This is a genomic window from Collinsella sp. AF16-8, from assembly GCF_003462695.1.
Taxonomy (GTDB): domain Bacteria; phylum Actinomycetota; class Coriobacteriia; order Coriobacteriales; family Coriobacteriaceae; genus Collinsella.
In genome coordinates, this window is sequence record NZ_QRXX01000005.1 from 83,736 (window position 1) to 101,519 (window position 17,784).

16 protein-coding genes are annotated in these 17,784 nt (G+C 61.9%); 4 read left to right on the forward strand and 12 right to left on the reverse strand.

Features of this window, described 5'->3' with window-relative positions; translation table 11 throughout:
* Positions 1–37: 37 nt before the first annotated feature.
* The 6 genes from hypB to DWW73_RS05770 form a co-directional block, all read right to left on the reverse strand.
* Entirely contained in the window at positions 38–721 is a 684-nt protein-coding gene (hypB, locus tag DWW73_RS05745) for a hydrogenase nickel incorporation protein HypB (protein ID WP_117778992.1), read from the reverse strand.
* A gap of 55 nt (positions 722–776) precedes the next feature.
* Entirely contained in the window at positions 777–1,133 is a 357-nt protein-coding gene (gene hypA, locus DWW73_RS05750) for a hydrogenase maturation nickel metallochaperone HypA (protein ID WP_117565013.1), read from the reverse strand.
* 6 nt (positions 1,134–1,139) lie between these two features.
* Positions 1,140–1,931 carry a twin-arginine translocase subunit TatC gene (gene tatC, locus DWW73_RS05755; RefSeq protein ID WP_055285525.1) on the reverse strand — a complete coding sequence of 264 codons (792 nt, stop codon included), beginning with the start codon at positions 1,929–1,931 and terminating at the stop codon, positions 1,140–1,142.
* Positions 1,931–2,503, reverse strand: a complete 573-nt coding sequence (locus tag DWW73_RS05760) for a twin-arginine translocase TatA/TatE family subunit (protein ID WP_158548978.1) — start codon at positions 2,501–2,503, stop codon at positions 1,931–1,933. Before DWW73_RS05760 ends, tatC begins: the two co-directional genes overlap by 1 nt.
* A gap of 153 nt (positions 2,504–2,656) precedes the next feature.
* Positions 2,657–2,971 (reverse strand): STAS domain-containing protein, encoded by a 315-nt coding sequence (locus tag DWW73_RS05765; RefSeq protein WP_089572422.1) that lies wholly within the window; start codon positions 2,969–2,971, stop codon positions 2,657–2,659.
* A 66-nt stretch (positions 2,972–3,037) separates the two neighbouring features.
* A complete protein-coding gene (locus DWW73_RS05770; protein ID WP_117565011.1) occupies positions 3,038–4,342 on the reverse strand; it encodes an aminotransferase class I/II-fold pyridoxal phosphate-dependent enzyme in 1,305 nt (434 codons plus the stop codon).
* Positions 4,343–4,492: 150 nt separating this feature from the next.
* On the opposite strand from DWW73_RS05770, the gene DWW73_RS05775 reads away from it, so the two are divergent.
* A complete protein-coding gene (locus DWW73_RS05775) occupies positions 4,493–4,747 on the forward strand; it encodes a hypothetical protein (protein ID WP_117565010.1) in 255 nt (84 codons plus the stop codon).
* A 373-nt stretch (positions 4,748–5,120) separates the two neighbouring features.
* Here DWW73_RS05775 and nhaA read toward each other — a convergent pair whose 3' ends face one another.
* The 3 genes from nhaA to DWW73_RS05790 all read right to left on the reverse strand — a co-directional run bounded on the left by nhaA (position 5,121) and on the right by DWW73_RS05790 (position 8,783).
* Positions 5,121–6,479, reverse strand: a complete 1,359-nt coding sequence (gene nhaA / locus DWW73_RS05780; protein WP_117757644.1) for a Na+/H+ antiporter NhaA — start codon at positions 6,477–6,479, stop codon at positions 5,121–5,123.
* 267 nt (positions 6,480–6,746) lie between these two features.
* The gene (locus tag DWW73_RS05785) at positions 6,747–7,670 is read right to left on the reverse strand and encodes a manganese-dependent inorganic pyrophosphatase (protein WP_117778993.1); all 924 of its coding nucleotides are present in this window, start codon (positions 7,668–7,670) and stop codon (positions 6,747–6,749) included.
* Between the two features lie 159 nt (positions 7,671–7,829).
* Positions 7,830–8,783, reverse strand: coding sequence for an ROK family protein (locus DWW73_RS05790; protein ID WP_233505708.1), 954 nt, complete (start codon positions 8,781–8,783; stop codon positions 7,830–7,832).
* Between the two features lie 340 nt (positions 8,784–9,123).
* Between DWW73_RS05790 and DWW73_RS05795 the strand changes: the two genes are divergently transcribed.
* Together DWW73_RS05795 and DWW73_RS05800 are read left to right on the forward strand one after the other, a co-directional pair.
* Positions 9,124–9,843 carry a GntR family transcriptional regulator gene (locus DWW73_RS05795; protein ID WP_117646233.1) on the forward strand — a complete coding sequence of 240 codons (720 nt, stop codon included), beginning with the start codon at positions 9,124–9,126 and terminating at the stop codon, positions 9,841–9,843.
* 75 nt (positions 9,844–9,918) lie between these two features.
* Positions 9,919–10,851: a type I phosphomannose isomerase catalytic subunit gene (locus DWW73_RS05800; RefSeq protein ID WP_369831458.1), complete on the forward strand. Its 933-nt coding sequence runs from the start codon at positions 9,919–9,921 to the stop codon at positions 10,849–10,851.
* A 136-nt stretch (positions 10,852–10,987) separates the two neighbouring features.
* Here the strand turns inward: DWW73_RS05800 and DWW73_RS05805 are convergent, their stop codons facing one another.
* The 3 genes from DWW73_RS05805 to DWW73_RS05815 form a co-directional block, all read right to left on the reverse strand.
* Positions 10,988–12,154: an IS110 family transposase gene (locus tag DWW73_RS05805; protein ID WP_117778994.1), complete on the reverse strand. Its 1,167-nt coding sequence runs from the start codon at positions 12,152–12,154 to the stop codon at positions 10,988–10,990.
* Positions 12,155–12,821: 667 nt separating this feature from the next.
* Positions 12,822–15,722: an ATP-dependent helicase gene (locus DWW73_RS05810; RefSeq protein WP_117778995.1), complete on the reverse strand. Its 2,901-nt coding sequence runs from the start codon at positions 15,720–15,722 to the stop codon at positions 12,822–12,824.
* A gap of 227 nt (positions 15,723–15,949) precedes the next feature.
* Positions 15,950–16,930 carry an undecaprenyl-diphosphate phosphatase gene (locus DWW73_RS05815; RefSeq protein ID WP_117654900.1) on the reverse strand — a complete coding sequence of 327 codons (981 nt, stop codon included), beginning with the start codon at positions 16,928–16,930 and terminating at the stop codon, positions 15,950–15,952.
* Positions 16,931–17,179: 249 nt separating this feature from the next.
* On the opposite strand from DWW73_RS05815, the gene DWW73_RS05820 reads away from it, so the two are divergent.
* Complete coding sequence (locus tag DWW73_RS05820) at positions 17,180–17,617, forward strand: universal stress protein (RefSeq protein WP_006235921.1); 438 nt, start codon at positions 17,180–17,182, stop codon at positions 17,615–17,617.
* Positions 17,618–17,784: the final 167 nt, after the last annotated feature.

Sequence of the window (17,784 nt, forward strand, 5' to 3'; positions counted from 1 at the left end):
TGTCTCTGCGGCTGCGCCCGCGCTTATGGCGGCCGACTTACGCCCTTGCTTGCTCAATCTGCCCGATGAGCCAATCGCACCAGGCATCCATGCCCTCGCCCTTGCGCGCGCTCACGGCAAACCGCGGCGCTTGCGGATTGAGGTCATCGAGGGTCTTAGTATACCTATCCATGTCAAAATCGAAAGCCGGGGCCACGTCGACCTTGTTGAGCAGCTGCGCGCCGGCGTGTTGGAAGATGCCCGGGTACTTGATGGGCTTGTCGTCGCCCTCGGGCACCGAGAGGATCATGATGGACAGGTTCTCGCCCAGGTCAAAGTCGACTGGGCAGACCAGGTTACCCACGTTTTCGATAAAGATGACGTCGATGTTTTCCAGACCCACAGCTTGGTCGAACGCGTCAACGGCCTCCATGATCATGTTGCCCTCGAGGTGGCACAGGCCGCCCGTGTTGATCTGGATGGCGGGCATGCCGGCTTCCTTCATGGTGATGGCGTCGACGTCCGAGGCGATATCGCCCTCGATAACGGCACAGCGCAGGCTGGCTTTGTCACGCAGGCGCTCGTTGGTGCCCAGAATCGTGGTGGTCTTACCCGAGCCAGGGCTCGACAGCACATTGATCACGTAGGTGTCCGTCTGCTCAAACCGCTGACGCAGCTGATCTGCCAGGCGCTCGTTGCGCGACAGAATCGGCGACGCGATATCAATCGTTTTCTCGGCCATACTTAGCGCTCCTTACTTTGGCCCTTTTATACCCCATCGCTAGATGGCGAGCGTGCTAATCGTCGGGGGTCTCGATCTCGATACTTGCGATGTCGAGTTCGCGGCCATGCAGCAGACGCACGTTGGCACCGCCACATTGGGGACAACGGCAATGGAAACGGTCGTGCTCAAAGACCTCACCGCAGTCCAGACACTCGCTTTGTGGATGGACTTCCTCCACGGCAAGCTCGCAGCCGCGCGTGAGCGGGTCCTCGTCGCGAAACGTCTCCCACGCAAAGTCAAGCGCCTCGCGCACGACCTCGGTCATATCCCCGATACGCAGCGTTACCAAAACGGCGCGCGAGGCCCCCGCCCCACGCGCCGCGCGAATCACTGTATCGAGTATGCCGTTGACAATGCCAACCTCGTGCATACCGATTTACTCCTCGTCGTCCTCGTCGTCCGAGAACAGGTCCAGACGGCTCACGAACAGGCCCTCCTTGCCCTCGCGCGCGGTAATGACCACGCGAGCGATGGCGAGCGAAATCTCGTAGAGCGAGAGCAGGGCGCCATACATGAGACCCAGCGTAACGGGCGAGCCGTCGGGCGTAATCACAGCCGAGCCCACAAGCAGGCCTACGTACACGTAGCGCCAGGCGCTGCGGAAGGCCGCATAGGACACGATGTGAAAGACGGACAGATAGAAGATGATGAGCGGCAGCTCAAACGCCACACCAAAGCCGATCATAAAGAGCAGCTCCATGTTGACGTAGTTCTCCAGGTCGGGCAGCGCCGTAGCGACGGCCGAGGTCTCGCCGATGAGCCACTCAAAGCCCGCCGGGATGATGATGAAATAGCAGAAGATGGCACCCAGGAAGAACAGCACCGTCGAGGCGAGCACCGTGGGCACGACCCACTTGCGCTCGTTGGGGCGCAGCGCCGGCAGGAAAAATGCCAGGATCTGCCAGATGATCATGGGCGTGCACATGACCACGGCCATCTTGATGGCCAGCGAGAAGCGCAGGCCAAAGCCGCCGAGTGTGGTGGTGATGTAGAACTTACCGTCCGGCACAAACGAGCGGATGGGATCTTCCAGGATATCGAGCACCACGGGCGTGGCAAAGTACAGCACGATGGCGGCGGCAAACACCGACACGACCACGATGGTCAGGCGGCGACGGAGCTCTCCCAAGTGATCGAAGAGCGGCATACGAGCAGGTCCGATAGGCATTACTCATCGCCTCCCTTCGGGGCGTCGGCGGCAGCAGTCTCGGCAGCGTCCTCGGCCTCGAGTTCGCGAGCGAGCTGGTCGACGACGGCCTTGCGCTTGCGGGGACGACGGGCGTAGAGGTCAGCCGTCGTGGGCTCTGCCGGCTCGGGCTCGGGCTCTGCAGCAGGCTCGGGCTCGACGGCAGCAGCAGGCTCTGTACCCTCGGCCTCATCAACAGCGCCTTCGCCCTCAGCAGCACCCTCGCTTGCGGCCTTCTCGGCAGCAAGACGGGCGCGACGCTCGGCAAAGGTCTCCTTCTTGGCGGGCGCTGCCGTCTCGGCGGCATCCTCGTTCGCATCGGAATCGTCGTCGGTCGCAGCAGTCTTCTTGGGCTTGACCGGGGCCGACGCGGCCTCGCTCACCGGATCGATAATCTCGGACTGAACAACGGCCGTCATCTTTTCCTGCGTCTCGCGGAACTGACGGATGGCACGGCCGATCGTGCGGCCCATCTGCGGGAGCTTATCCGGGCCAAACAGCAAAAAGCCGAAGACCACGATGATCGCGAGCTCACCCTCTCCAATACCAAACACACATACCTCCAAGGCTCGATGTGAGTCGAGCCCGCACCGCGCCATTCGGCCGGAACTCGTCTATTCATTCGGTCAAGTATAGCGCCCGGACGCCAAAACGTCCGAGCGCATCACAAACATATGCCAAACGGCACGCCCTTTTGGGGGCAAAGATTATGCAGCGGTGATCGAAATCTCCTGGTCGACGCCCAACAGCTGAACCACGCGCATCACCGGGGGCTGCACGTTGACGCAGCTAAAACGCTTACCATGATCAGCTGCGTGGTGTGCGGCGCCCACAAGCACGCCAATGCCCGTCGAATCGATGTAGCTCACCTGGGCAAAATCGAGCTCAACGGCCTCAGTGGGCTGCTCGAGCGCCAGGTCGATGGCATTGCGCAGGCTATCGGCGTTAGAGATATCGATCTCACCGGTCACCTTAATGGTGTAGAGCTCTGGCGTGGGGTTGGTGGAAATACCCAAATCCATGTATACGCTCCTTTACGTATCGAAAGTGCGGATAGTACTAGGCGCGGACTTGCGGGGCCCTACGCGTTAGGCGCGCTCGGCACGCGCAAGCTCGGCAGCGACGAGCTTGACAGCCAGCACCAGCACATCGAGCGCAGCCTCCAGGTCCTCGACCGTGGGATAGCTCGGCGCGATGCGGATGTTGGTGTCGCGCGGATCCTTGCCATAAGGCCAGGTGGCACCAGCCGGCGTGAGCTTGACGCCCAGGTCGGCACAAAGCGCGGCGACCTTCTGGGCCGAGCCCTCGGGGCCATCGAAACTCACAAAGTAGCCGCCATGGGGATGCGTCCAAGTGGCGCAACCCGTGTTACCCAAGCCCTCGGTGAGTTTACGCTCAACGGCCTCAAAGCGCGGGCGCAGGAACTCGGCATGCTTTTTCATGTGCTCCTTGACCGCCTCGATGGTGGGAAGGAAGCGCACGTGACGCAGCTGGTTGAGCTTATCGGCGCTAATAAGACCGGCCTTCAGGCGCTTGGAGAACTCGGCGATGACCGCGGGGCTCGCACCGATAAAGCCGATGCCGGCGCCCGGGAAGGTGATCTTGGACGTCGAGGCAAAGGCCACCACGCGATCCTCGGTGCCCGCCGCGCGAGCGAGGTCAAAGATATTTGCGAGCTCGTCGGTCTCGTCGTACAGGTCGTGCACGCAGTAAGCGTTGTCCCAAAAGATGCGGAAATCGGGCGCGGCCGTGGGCATCTCGACCAGGCGGCGCACAGTGTCCTCGCTAAAGGTGATGCCCGTGGGGTTAGAATACTTGGGCACGCACCAGATGCCCTTGATGGAATCGTCGGCGGCAACCAGGCGCTCAACCTCGTCCATGTCGGGGCCATTGTCGGTCATCGCGACGGGGACGTTCTCGATGCCCAAGTCGGCGGTGATGCCAAAGTGGCGATCGTAGCCGGGAACGGGGCACAGGAACTTGACCTTCTTGCCGTCGTGCGCTGCCTCGTAAGCCTCCCAAGGGTCGCTGCCGCACGAGCCACAGCGCCAGAACATGCCGGCGATGTCGTGCTCAATCAGCAAACTCGACGAACCCAGCACGAGCGTCTGCTCGGCAGGGCAACCCAGGAACTCCCCCGCCAGCTTGCGTGCCGAGGGAATGCCCTCAAAGCAGCCGTAGTTGGAGCAGTCGACGTTGCCGTCGTGCAGATCGGCATCGGCATTGAGGATATCGAGCATGGGTCGAGAGATGTCCACCTGGGAGGGCGACGGCTTGCCGCGGGCCATATCGAGCGCCAGGCCCTTGGCCTTGACCTCGGCGACCTCGGCTTTGAGCGCCTCGATGGCGGCATCGAGTTCGGTGGTTTCCATCTTCTGGTAGATCGTCTGCATGGGGTGCGACCTTTCGCGAAGCGGTACGTTGCAGTTCGTCTAAGTATAGACCGCCATCGTCGCAACGTTATGAAGCCGTGATAGATTAAGTTCATCGCAATCAATTACGAATCGCCGCGCATGCCGGCGTGGGGCGCCCAAGGAGGCACTATGGAGTACGGATCGTTTCAGGCCGAGGAATTCGGCGACTTGCAGTGCCTGGTCGACGGACTGTTTTACGACCGCCACGCCATCGACCGCCTGGATCTGATCGTACAGGCCGAAATCTTGGACCTGGCGCCCGACCTCATGGAGATCGTGAATCTTTTGCCGCCCGGCTACTACGACCGCCAGTCACTTTGCGACCAGCTCAACTCCGCCTTGGCCGCCCACGGCTGGGGCGCCGTCTACGGAACGGTGGAATAAGCCTCGAGGCCGGCGATTTGGCCCGCTTCCCGACCTTGGCGAGGCTTGTTTTAGGGCTTGTGGCCAAAAAAGGGCAAATATGAGTACTGTTACCTTTTTAGTAGCAGCGATTCTTGGTCGAAATCGGCAAAACTCGACTTGAAACTTCCTAATCACCGTCAGCTAGCGCCAAATTGGAAGTCGATGGTCACTCATTAACGTACAGTTCTTATAACTTTGTTCATTATTTTCCGCACCTAAAATGATACGCCGTTTGTGACAGTACTCACAAACGGCGTTTTTTGACCACTGGCGTGTCTGGCAGGCGGCAAGCACCGCCCGAATCCGCATTTTGAACGCGCCCGAATCCGTTCTGGAGCCGGTTTTCGCGCTCTTACTCGTCTTTGGGCGCGGGGTGCTTGCAGACCACGCTCATGTAGATCATGCCAAGCACGGCTGCGGTGACCGAACCGGCAAGAATGGCGGCCTTGGCTGCAAGAACCTCAAACTGGGCCGTCGGGAAGGCGAGGCCGCTGATGAGAATCGACATGGTAAAGCCGATACCGCCCAGAATGCCCACGCCGGCAATCATGTGCCAGTTGACATTGTGCGGCAGCTCGCAGGCCTTAAGCTTAACCAGGGCAAACGTCATACCAAAGATGCCGATCGGCTTGCCCAGCAGCATGCCAAAGTACACGCCGAGCGTCACCGGGTCGGTGAGCAGCGTGCTCATGTCCACGCCCACTAGGCGAACCTGTGCGTTCACGAACGCAAAGATCGGCAGGATCACAAAGTTGACCGGCGTGGAGATCAGACGCTCCATGCGGATGAGCGGCGGGGTCACGCGGTGCATGACGCGCTCGACCTTGGTAGTCGAGACGGTAAAGTCATGCTGGCCCAGGATGTGTGCCTCGTCGTCGTAGCGGTCATCGAGCAGCGGCAGGCACTCGCCCAGCCAATCGGTGAGGCTATCGAGCTTGACGCCGCACTTGGCCGGGATGGTAAAGGCCAAGATGACGCCAGCAAGCGTGGCGTGTACGCCGCTCTTGAACATGCAGAACCACAGCAGCAGGCCCAGCACCGAGTACGGGGCAAGGCGGTAATGCTGCGTCTTGTTGAGCCACACGAGCGCGCAGGTCACAAGCGCGGCGGCGCCCAACCAAAACGGATTGGGGCTCTGACCGTAGAAGATGGCGATGGCGGCGATGGAGATCAGGTCGTCGGCGATAGCGAGCGTCGAGAAGAACACGCGCACGCCGTTGGGAACGCGGTTGCCCAAAAGCGACAGCACGCCCAGCGCAAAGGCAATATCGGTTGCCATGGGGATGGCCCAACCGTTGCGGGCGCCGGCATGGTTAAAGATCAGGTAGATGCAAGCGGGAACGACAACGCCGCCCACGGCCGCCAGCATGGGAAGCATAGCCTGACGCGGATTCTTGAGCTCGCCGACCGTCATCTCGTACTTAAGCTCGATGCCCACCAACAAAAAGAAAATCGCCATGAGGAAGTCGTTGACGAAAAGCTCAACGGTGAGACCGGCCGTAAGGTTGCCCAGACCCACATACAGCGGGGTCTCCAAAAAGTGATGGATGGCCTCGTAGGCATCGGTATTGGCGCAGATGACGGCGGCGATGGCGGCGATCACCATGACGGCGGCAGAAATGGTGCCGTTCTCGGCAATGCGCTCCCAAATGTCGTGACGTTCAAAGCGCTTGCGCTCACGAACGTTGAACAGCTGCTCAGTTGCTGCCATGGGCGGCTCCTTTCACGGGAAAGTTCCCGTCTTAAAAAAGCACGGCCCGCCCAAGTGGCGGCGCCGCGCTCTATCGTATTACGCTTGCATCTAGCCTACCCTGCACGACAAGCACGCAGGCGTGGCCGAAAAGCGGAACCACAGGTTGAACATTATTTGCTCAACGGCACGGGCGTGCCTGTCCGGGAGACGACGCGGCGCCGTGCACAAAAAACGACCGGAGCGCGGGGCGTCCGCGATCCGGTCGTGGCGTTCGGTCAACTAAACCTAGCAGGAGGCCATGATGGGGGCAGCGACCTGCTTCTTACGGGAGAGGACGCCCGGCATCCAGACGCCGTCGTGCTCATCGGCAATGCCCAGGCCCTTCTGAGCGGCCTCGGTCTCGCCCTCGAGCAGGACCTGCGAGCCCTCCTCCATGATGTCGGTGATGCACAGGACAATACCGTCGGCACCCTTCTCGGCGGCGTAGGCGCGCATGGCCTCGCGGATCTCGTCGATCATGCCGAGTGCGCGGGTCTTGTCGACGGTCTCGTACTGGCCGATGAGCAGCTTCTTGCCAGCGGGCTCGAACATCTTGATGTCGTTGCCGACCATCTCGGCTGCGGTGAAGGAGCCGGACGGACGGGTGAGGAAGACCTCCATGCCAAACTTGACCGGGTCGACGCCCACCTGCTCGCCGAGCTTGGCGGCGACGGCGCGGTCGACATCGGTGGTGGTGGGGCTCTTGAGCATGAGCGTGTCGGTCATCATGGCCGAGAGCAGCAGCTTGGCCTGGACGTCGGAAAGCTCAACGCCGAGCACGTCGGCGAGCTTGGTGACGATGGTGCAGCTGGAGCCCCAGGGCAGGCAGATGTAGTGCAGCGGGCCGGCGGTCTCGAAGTCGCCGATGCGGTGATGATCGACAACGCCAAAGACCGTGGCGTCCTTAAGGCCGGCGACAGACTGGGCGGACTCGTTGTGGTCGGTGAGGACGACGAGCTGGCCGGCCTCGACGGACTCGATCACGCGGGGCTCGGCAATGCCGGCGTCGGCAAGCAGCTTGGCGGACTCGGCCGGAAGCTGACCAAGGGCGCAGGCCTCGTAGGTGTTGCCGGCATACTCAACCTGGTTGAGCAGCTGGGACAGGACGACGGCGCTCATGATGGCGTCGTTATCGGGGTTCTGGTGACCAAAGACAAGAACGTTTGCCATGGATATCCTCCACTTGATATGTGTACTTGGACGTAGCTATGGTAGCACGCTGACGCCGAACCTTATGAGACGGAAGGGTCGCGGCACAATTTGGGGCAAGCGCTGAGGCGAGGTCAGGGACGAAGCCTGTCCCCCTTTCACCACCTGCCCCCGCACCAGCTATTTACCGGCGGCGCGCAGGGCTACGTAAGCGGCACCGATGATGCCGGCGTCGTTGCCGAGCGAAGCGACCTTAATGGGCGTCTCGCGCGAGGCGGAGAGCGCGTACTGCTTAAAGTGCTCGCGGACCTTGTCGAGGTAGACATCGGCCGAAGCGGAAGCACCGCCGCCGATCAGGAACATCTCGGGATCGACCACGTTGGCAATAAGCGCCAGGGCGCGGCCGAGATAGTCGGCCATGGTATCGGCAGCTGCCAGCGCGAGCTTGTCACCCTCGCGGCAGGCCTGGAACACGTCCTTGGAATCAGAAGGCCCGGTGAGCTCGATGGGCTCGACGCCCGCCTTCTTGCACTCGGCAAGGTAGTTACTCACCACGCCGGTGGCGCTGGAATACTGCTCCAGATGGCCATGGCCGCCACAGCCGCAGGTGCGCTCCTCTTCGGGGTTCAGGCACATGTGGCCAATCTCGCCGCCGGCACCCACAACGCCCGATACCACGTCGCCGTTAACGATAACGCCACCGCCCACGCCGGTACCGATGGTGACCATCACCACGTTCTGTACGCCCTTGGCAGAGCCGAGCCAGGCCTCGCCCATGGCAGCGGCGTTGGCATCGTTTTCGTACTTAACGACCGCGTCGGGGCAGTGCTCCTGGATGGCAATCCTCAGTTCAGGCAGGTTGATAGCAATGTTGGCCTTGACCTTGGCATCGCCCGAAGCCGGGATGGGGCACGGAACGGCCAGACCAATGCCCGCCACAAAGGCGCGCGGAATCTGTGCCTTGGCGATCACCTGATCGATAGCCTCGGTCACCGCGGCAAAGCCCGCGGCGTCAACGATAGGAGGCGTGGGCACGCTGGCCTTGGCAAGCAGGTTGCCGTCCTCGTCGAACAGGCCTTCCTTAACCGAAGTGCCGCCAACGTCGATGCCGATGTAGTACTGCTTAGGTTCCATGGGAGCCCACCTTTCTCGTTTAAACATTGCCTGTATGGTACCGCTCCCCAGGCAAAAACCTGTCAAAAAGGGACAGGTTTGTTTTGGCAGGTTTTATCTGGGAAAACGCAAGGCATGAGATTCGGTTCGCTGGGCGGCAAAACGGCCCAACCCCATCTTCGAGCCGATCAATTTGCTCAATACCACATTATTCGAATGCATATTCATTTAGAGCGCTCTAGTTAATATAGAAAAGCGTTTTTTGATTATATCTTTCTCGAACTTTTCAAAAACGCAATAGGGATGCTTAGGCGTGGACTATACTTTCGTTTGTACTCAATCAAGCCGGAAAGGAGGTTCCATGATTCCCAAATACGAGGCAATAGCTGCAGATATCCGTCGAAGCATCGAGGACGGCGCTCTAAAGCCGGGCGACAAGCTGCCCACCGTCGTTGAGTTCTGCGAGCTCTATAGCGTTTCCAAAATCACCGTCAAACGAGCTATTGAGCAGATTACCGATGAAGGTCTTGTTACCAGCCGGCGCGGATCGGGCACCTACGTTAAGGACACGGCGGGGCTTCCCGGCCAGGCGTTTTTCCAGGGCAAGAACGATCGCTCCCAGGGCTTTTCGTATGAGCACCGCGGGGAGAAGGTGACCTCGGTGGTCTACGATTTCTCGATTGTCAATCCGCCAGCAGACGTCGCTGCCCAGCTGGGAATTGCCGAGGACGACTTTGCCTATCACATCGTGCGCGTGCGCCAGGTCGACGAGAAGCCCATCGTTATCGAGTACACCTACATGCCCCTCGAGCTGATTCCGGGCCTTAAAAAGAAAGACCTGTATGGATCGGTCTACAGCTTCATCCGCAAGCAATGCGGGCTGAAGATTTCGAGCTTCCACCGCACCATTCGCGCCGTAGCGGCAACCGAGGAAGAGGCTGAGCGCCTGGACACCAAACCCGGCTCTCCCCTGCTCGAGCTCAACCAGATTGGCTTTTTGGATAGCGGCACCGCCTTTGAGCATTCGATCTCGCGCAACGTTGGTGACCGCTTTGAGCTGCACAACGTAACGTTGGCATAGGTTTTTGTAGTCATGCGGGCGCTCGTTACGGCTCGTTTAGAGTGGGCGGCCGCGCAACACCATGGGGGTATGAACATGTCCGATTTGATTAAACTGACGCCGATCTTTCACGAGAAGATCTGGGGCGGCCGCCAGCTCGAAACCGTATTTGGTTATGACATTCCCGAGGGTCCCATCGGTGAGTGCTGGGCCATCTCGGCACACCCCAACGGCGACTGCCAGATCGCTGAGGGCCCGTACGCCGGTCACACGCTGTCATGGCTGTGGGCCGAGCACCGCGAGCTCTTTGGCAACTGCGAGGGCAAGGAGTTCCCGCTGCTCATTAAGATTCTGGACGCCAAGGACGACCTTTCGATCCAAATCCATCCCAACGACGAGTACGCCGCCGAGCACGAGAACGGTAGCTTGGGCAAAACCGAGTGCTGGTATGTGCTGGACTGCGAGCCCGGCTCCACGATCATCGTCGGCCAGCGTGCCAAGGACCGCGCCGAGGCCGCACAGATGATCGAGGAAGGCCGTTGGGACGACATGCTCAACGTACTGCCGATTCACAAGGGCGACTTTTTCCAGATTGATTCCGGTACCGTGCACGCCATCAAGACCGGCACGCTCATTTTAGAGACGCAGCAGTCGAGCGACGTGACGTATCGCCTATACGACTACGATCGTCCCGGCACCGACGGAAAGCTGCGCCCACTTCACATTGAGCAGAGCCTGGATTGCATCAACTTTAACGCGCAGGCACCGACCGACGGTACCGTAACCGCGCGCGAGGTCGATGGCGTAACCGAGCTCGAGTCCAACCCCTGCTACACCGTCGATCGCGTGCGCGTCAACGGCAGCAAGACCTTGGAGCAGCGCTGGCCCTTCATGTGCCTGTCAGTCATCGACGGCGAAGGCACCGTCTGCGGCGACCCCGTCCACAAGGGAAGCCACCTGCTGGCCCCCAGCACCGTCAGCTCCATCGACCTCGAAGGCAAGATGGAACTGATCATCAGCCACCTGTAAGCTACCGGTCCCCGAGCGCTCGCCGGGACGTGTCTCTATGGTTTTGTCAACCGCGTGCTTCGCGCCATTTCGGCATGACGCATCCGGGCGTCAGGCGCCCCCGCTTGGTTTCCTCTTTGGTTGATCCCGCCGCCCGCTAGGCCGCGTACGGGACGGCGTCGCGCATGATCGCGTAAATGACCTTGAGCCTCTTCCTCGCGACCGCCTTCAGCGCCTTGCTGTGCCTCATCCCCCTCGCCCTGCACTCCCCGTAGTACCTCCCGAACCTGTTGTCCGTGCCGATGAGGGAGTTGCAGCTGAATATGAGCAGGTTCTTGAGCTGCCTGTTCCCGCCGTGCTGCGGCGACGTCGACCTGATGCTGCTCCCGGAGCGCCTGTCTGACGGCGCCACGCCGCAATAGCTCGCGAGCTCGTCGTGCCCCCTGAACGCGGATATGTCGATCGACGTCACCAGCGCCGCGGCGGTCTTGGGGCCGATCCCGGGCACCGTGAGGAGGCACTCGTAGACCTCGTCTCCCGCCAGCGAGTCGGCCACGAGCGAGTCGAGTTCCTCGATGTCGGCGTCGAGGGAGGCTATCTCCCGGGCGAGTATCCGGACCGCGACGTCCTCGCCGGCCGGGAGCCGCCTTCCCGAGTGCGACGAGGCCAGCAGCGCCTCCCAGAGCCTCCTGGCCCCCGCCGCGGGGGCGCCCGCGCGCCTGGCGGCGTTCGAGAACCTGCGCCAGCCGGCGGCCGAGCACCCGGCGGCCCCGCCGAACTCGGCCAGCATCGACACCTGCCAGCGGCTCGACGGGTCGACCGCGCCCTCGAGCGCGGGGTCGGCCTCGAGCAGGGTCGCGCGCAGCCTGTTCTTCGCGCGGGTCCTGGCGGACGACGCGAACTCGCGCTGCGACGACAGGATCCGAAGCGAGGCGGTCCCCTCGGGCTCCTCGGGCGCCGGTCTGAGGGCGCGGGGCACGCCGAGCGCGGTGCGCGCGATCACCTCGGCGTCGATGGCGTCGGTCTTCGCGATGCCGGGGAACATCCCGCGGGCCTGCTTCTCGGCATATCCGGGCAGGTAGGCGCAGGGGTTCCCATGCGCATGGGCGCGCGCGAGGACCAGTGCGCCGATGTTTCGCTTCTGGTCGACGACGACCAGCGCGCCGGAGCCGGCCCGCTCGAGCAGCCGGTCGATGTCGTCGGGCCTGTTTGCCAGCTCGGCCCTGAAGGCGACGCCCCCTCCCGCGTCGAGCGCGCACGCGCTGTGCGAGCTCTTCCCGACGTCGATCCCCAGGTAGGCCACGGGCGTCTCTGCTGCTGGCATGGTGTATCCTCTCCCTTGAGCCGGCCGTTAGCCGCGGAAGCGACACCCACATTACCCGGCCGTGGCCCGGTCCGGGCCCGGCACATCTCTATCAGTCGTTCCCCGCGGCCCCTCCCGCCCCGGCGGCAACACGTCCCGGGCCCTCTACGGGGCAGGGGCTGACGGCCGTCCGGGGCGGTCGGCCAGCGACCACCGGTACGGCTCAATCGTATAACCGTGCAACGGAAAAGAGCCGCCCTTTCGGACGACTCAAACTGTAATGGGGCGCGGGGTTTGGTCGCCTGCTCGGACAGTCCTGCTCGCACGGAGAGCACATTAAGTGCTCTCCGGCTCGTGCGGAACTCGCGATCGACCAAACCCCGCGCCCCGTCCCGGCGAGCCTCCGACTAGCAACAACAATCACAACGCAACAAGGGGCTCCCCCGTTCATCAACGGAGGAGCCCCTTGCCATATCTAGCTATCGGCCCACCCGGCTCTCCAGACCAAAAAACGAACGAGCAAAGCGACGTTCGCAAGCAGCGTTATCAAAGGACCTGGGAGGGCGTATGGGGCAACATCGATCGCGAGTTCCGCACGCAAAGGAGAGCACTTAATGTGCTCTCCGTCTTGCGCAGGACTGCCCGAGCAGGCGATGTTGCCCCATACGCCCTCCCAGGTCCGCCGGGATTACGACAGCTTGACGATCGGTGCAAAACCTTTCATGAGCTTTTTAGTCTGGCCGGTTTTTTCGAATTGAACCTCGATCATGTCTCCGGCGACCGAGATCACGGTACCGGTGCCAAAGGTCTTGTGGCTCACGGTATCGCCCGCGGCAAAGTCCTGCGACGCGCTGGCGCGATCGACCTTGCGCTCCACCGTCGGCGACACCTTGGACGACGGCTTTTTAGCTCGCGGCGCGCCCGAACCAAAGGTCGAGGCAACACGGCCGGCGTCGGGCGAAACCCCGCGATGGCGCTCGGTGCCATAGGTGCTGCCACCAAAGAAATCGTCGAAGCTCGATCCGCCGCGCGAACCGGAACCGCCGGTCGAGCGCGTATGCGAACCGAACACCTTGCCGCCATACATATCCGAGCCCATGCCCGAACCAAAGGTGCCGTGACGGTCGCCGCGCTTCTCCCAGCCCGTGCCCTCAAAACCGGCAGAACCGATACCGCTAAACTCGATATCCTCAAACGGAATCTCGTTGAGGAAGCGAGAGCGCGGGTTGGCAGAGGTCGAGCCGTAGGTGCGACGCGTGGCCGCATAGGTCAGGAACAGGCGCTTACGGGCACGCGTGATGGCAACGTAGGCCAGGCGACGCTCCTCCTCGAGCTTGCCCGGGTCATCGCTGCCGCCAAAGTCGTGCACGTGCGGGAAGATACCCTCCTCCATGCCGGCCACGAACACCGCCGGGAACTCCAGGCCCTTAGCGGAGTGGATGGTCATCATGGTGATGGCATGTGTCTCGCCGGCCAGGGAATCCAAGTCGGAGCGCAGGGCCAGCCACTCCATGAGTGCCGGCAGTGCCTTACAGGTGAGCGGACCGTAGGTGCGCTCGATCTCGTCGGCATGCACGGCGCCCGCCGGTAACTCTGTTGGCACGGCATACGCGTTGCCCGCGATGGCGGCGGCCAGGGCATCCTGCGGCGAGAGCGCCGGGGCGGCTAGGCTATCGAGCGGATTGGAGCCCGCGGCGTCACGAGCGCCGACAAGTGCCTCAAACGAGGATGCCGGAGCGGACGGCTCCGGCTCGGACGCGGGCGCACTCACCACGACGGACTCGGACTCGGCGACGGACGGCACGTCGGCAACACCGGCCGCGCGCAGCTCTTCTAGACTCTCGAGCGTACCCTCGATATCCTCGTGCGTCTCCTCAAATTCGGCGGCGACGCCCAGGAATTCCTGGATGTTCTCGGCGCGGCTCTCGGACTCCATGGTGCCCTCGGCGCGAAACGCCTGCAGCAGGCCCGTCCTATCGACAATCATCTCGACGACGTCCTTGAGCTCGCCGTCCATGCGGCGGCCCTCGCGCACCAGCGCCACAAAACTCGACAGGCCGTTGCGCACCTTGGCACTAAACATGCCCGTCTCGGCTGTTGCGATCTCGCAGGCCTGGAAGAACGAGCAGCGGTTGTCGCGCGCCAGCTGCTCGATCTTTTGGATCGAGGTGGAGCCGATGCCGCGGCGCGGCGTGTTGATGACGCGCTTGACGCTCATCTCGTCGGCCGGGTTCACGATCATCTTGAGGTAGGCCATGACGTCGCGAATCTCGGCGCGGTCGAAGAATCGCGTGCCGCCGACGATCTTGTAGGGCACGCCCGCGCGCAGGAACATATCTTCGAGGATACGCGACTGGGCGTTGGTGCGGTAGAACACGGCGATATCGTCGTAGCTTGTACCCTTGGCATGCAGCTTTTCGATCTCGCCGGCAATCCAGCGACCTTCGTCGCGCTCGTCGCTTGCCTGGAAAGCCTGAATCTTCTCGCCATCGCCCTCGGCCGTAAACAGGCGCTTGTCCTTGCGCTGCGAGTTGTGACGCACCACGGCGTTGGCGGCGCTCAGGATATGACCCGTAGAGCGATAGTTCTGCTCCAGCTTGACGGTCTTGCAGTTTTTAAAGTCCTGCTCAAAGTCCAGGATGTTGGTGATGTCGGCGCCACGCCAGCTGTAAATGGACTGGTCATCGTCGCCCACGACCATAAGGTTTTGGTACTTGGCGGCCAGCAGGTTGGCGATCTCGTACTGGACGTGGTTGGTGTCCTGATACTCGTCGACGCTAATGTAGCGGAAGCGCTCCTGGTACTTGTCGAGCACCTCGGGGCGGGTGCGCAGTAGCTCGAGCGTGCGCACGAGCAGGTCGTCGAAGTCCATCGCGTTGGCGGCGCGCAGGCGGCGCTCCAGCTCCAGGTAGACTTGCGCGGCCTTTTTGTCGTTGGGGCTATCGGCGCTCTTGAGCATGTCCTCGGGCCCGATCATGGCGTTTTTAGCAGAGCTGATCTTGCTGCGGATCATGTTGATGGGGAACTGCTTTTGCTCAATGCCGAGCGCCTGCATAATGTCGCGCACCATGCGCTTTGAGTCATCGTCATCGTAGATGGTGAACTGGCCGGTGTAGCCCAGCAGGTCGGCGTCCTCGCGCAGCATGCGCACGCACATGGCATGGAAGGTGCACACCCACATGCCACGGGTGCCGCTGGGAATGAGTGCCGCCAGACGCTCGCGCATCTCGGCAGCGGCCTTGTTGGTAAACGTGATGGCAAGGATTTGCCAGGGCTTAACGCCCAGGTCGCCGAGCATATGAGCGATGCGGAAGGTCAGGACGCGGGTCTTGCCCGAGCCAGCACCGGCAAGGACCAGCAGCGGGCCCTCGGTGGTCAGGACCGCCTCGCGCTGGGCGGGATTAAGGCTGTCGATGTCGACGAGCGGCTTGGCAGGTTTGGGCGCCGGCGCGGAAGCATCGTAGATGTCGAGCGGAACGAGCTCGGGCTCCGGCGCAGCGGGGGCGGTGTATGCATCGAGCGGCACGGGTTCCGGCGCAGGCGGCACGGGTACCGCGGCGTTCTTTTCCCAGGGCAAGGGCTGGGTCATGGGCGACTCCTCATCTGACGGACGGCGCGCCTGCGGGCAGCGCCATAGTTTGAGCCGTACCAGTATACCGAGCCGCGCGGACACCGACGCAAATCACACCACGACTCCGTGCGCCACCGTCAGGCCCGCCCCATCGCCCAAAAAAGAGGGCAGCATAGACCTTTTGGTCATGCCACCCTCTTTGAATGACAAGTTGTCGCTCTGGCCGCCGCGCAACGTCAACCAAGTTACAGGCCGAGCATGGGCTCCAGAACGAAGAAGTATGCGAGCACTACGATGCCCAGGATGATGCGGTAGACGCCGAAGCACTTGAAGTCGTGACGGCGGACGAAGCCCATGAGCCACTTGATGGCGATGAGCGAAACCACAAAGGCCACAACGCAGCCCACGCCCAAGATGGCGATCTCGTTGGTGCCGAACGTGCCGCCCTTGATGAAGTACTTGACCAGCTTGAGCGCACTCGCGCCAAACATAACAGGAATAGCCAGGAAGAACGTGAACTTAGACGCCACCGAACGCGTACAGCCCAAAAGCAGGCCGCCGATGATGGTAGAACCGGAGCGAGACGTACCAGGCACCAGCGAAAGCACCTGGAAGCAGCCGATACCCAGCGCAGTCTTCCAGCTTAGATCCTCGAGCGTGGCGATGGAACCAAAGTCCAGATTCTCGTCATCGTCCTCATCCTCAGCGGTAGCCGCGGCGGGCGCCGCAAAGTGCGCACCGGCGGGACGTCCACCCGACACCACAGCACGCGAACCAAACGAACCGGCAACGGCCATTTCCTCGCGCTTGCTCGCGCGCCAGTTCTCGATCACGATAAACAGCACGCCGTACACGATGAGCGCCAGCGCCACGACGGGAGCATTGTAGAAATGCTCCTCCATCCAGTCGTTGAGCGGCAGGCCGATCGCCGCCGCAGGAATGCAGCCGAGCACAATCTTGCCCCACAGCACCCAGGTGTCGCGGCGGCCCTCCTTGCCCTTGCTGGGCGAGAACGGATTGAGTTCATGGAAAAACAGCACGCAGACGGCCAGAATGGCGCCGAGCTGAATCACGACCAGGAACATATTCCAGAACGTCTCGCTCACGTTCATCTTGACGAACTCGTCCACCAAGATCATGTGGCCCGTCGACGAAACGGGCAGCCATTCGGTGATGCCCTCGACCAGGCCCATGAAGGCAGATTTTAGAAGCTCGATAATATCCAAAGGGACCCCCTCGTTAGACACCCGCCGGTAGATGTTCTGCGGACGATGCGGGCGATGTCCCATTATTAACCGTTGGCGGTGCGACCGCGCCTACCCTTACCAAAAAACTCGCCCGTTCACAGAATTGCGAGCAGTTAAACCGAAATCCTTGGGTATAACTGCAACAAGATAAAGTGTCCGGCGGTCAACGCACCCGCGCCCGCCCGACGCACGAGCCCCGCGCCCGTGCGATAGACCAAGGAGGAAACCATGAACGAGGGCTACACCAAGGTATTTGTTTCACTCGACGGTACTGAGCAGCAGGATTTTGTGCTCGCACGCGCCATCAAGGTCGCCGCGAACAACGGCGCCAAGCTGATTATCGGCCACGTTATCGATTCCACGGCACTCGAGAGCGCCGGCTCCTATCCGGTCGACCTGGTCAACGGCCTAGAGGAGGCATTTAAGAACTCCATCGCCAAGCAGCTCGAAGAGGCCAAGGCCAATCCCGACATTCCCGAGGTCGAGGTCATGATTCGCGCCGGCCGCATTCGCGAGACGCTCAAGGACGAGATGCTCGACGTGGTTAAGCCCGACCTGGTGCTCTGCGGCGCCCGCGGCCTGTCCTCAATCAAGTATGCGCTGCTGGGTTCAATTTCGACGTTCCTGCTGCGCAATACGGACTGCGACATTTTGGTCGTAAAGTAGCGTTGCTCCCACCGGCCGCGGGGCCTGCGGGGTTTCCACGGGCACGTCCTCGCCGCGTTGCGGCTGCGGGATGTGCCCTTAGGAAACCCCTCCCGGCCTCGCGGCCTTCGCAGCCTTACTTCAGCGAGTTGGCTGATAAAAGATGGCGTGCCGCCCCGTTTGGGGCG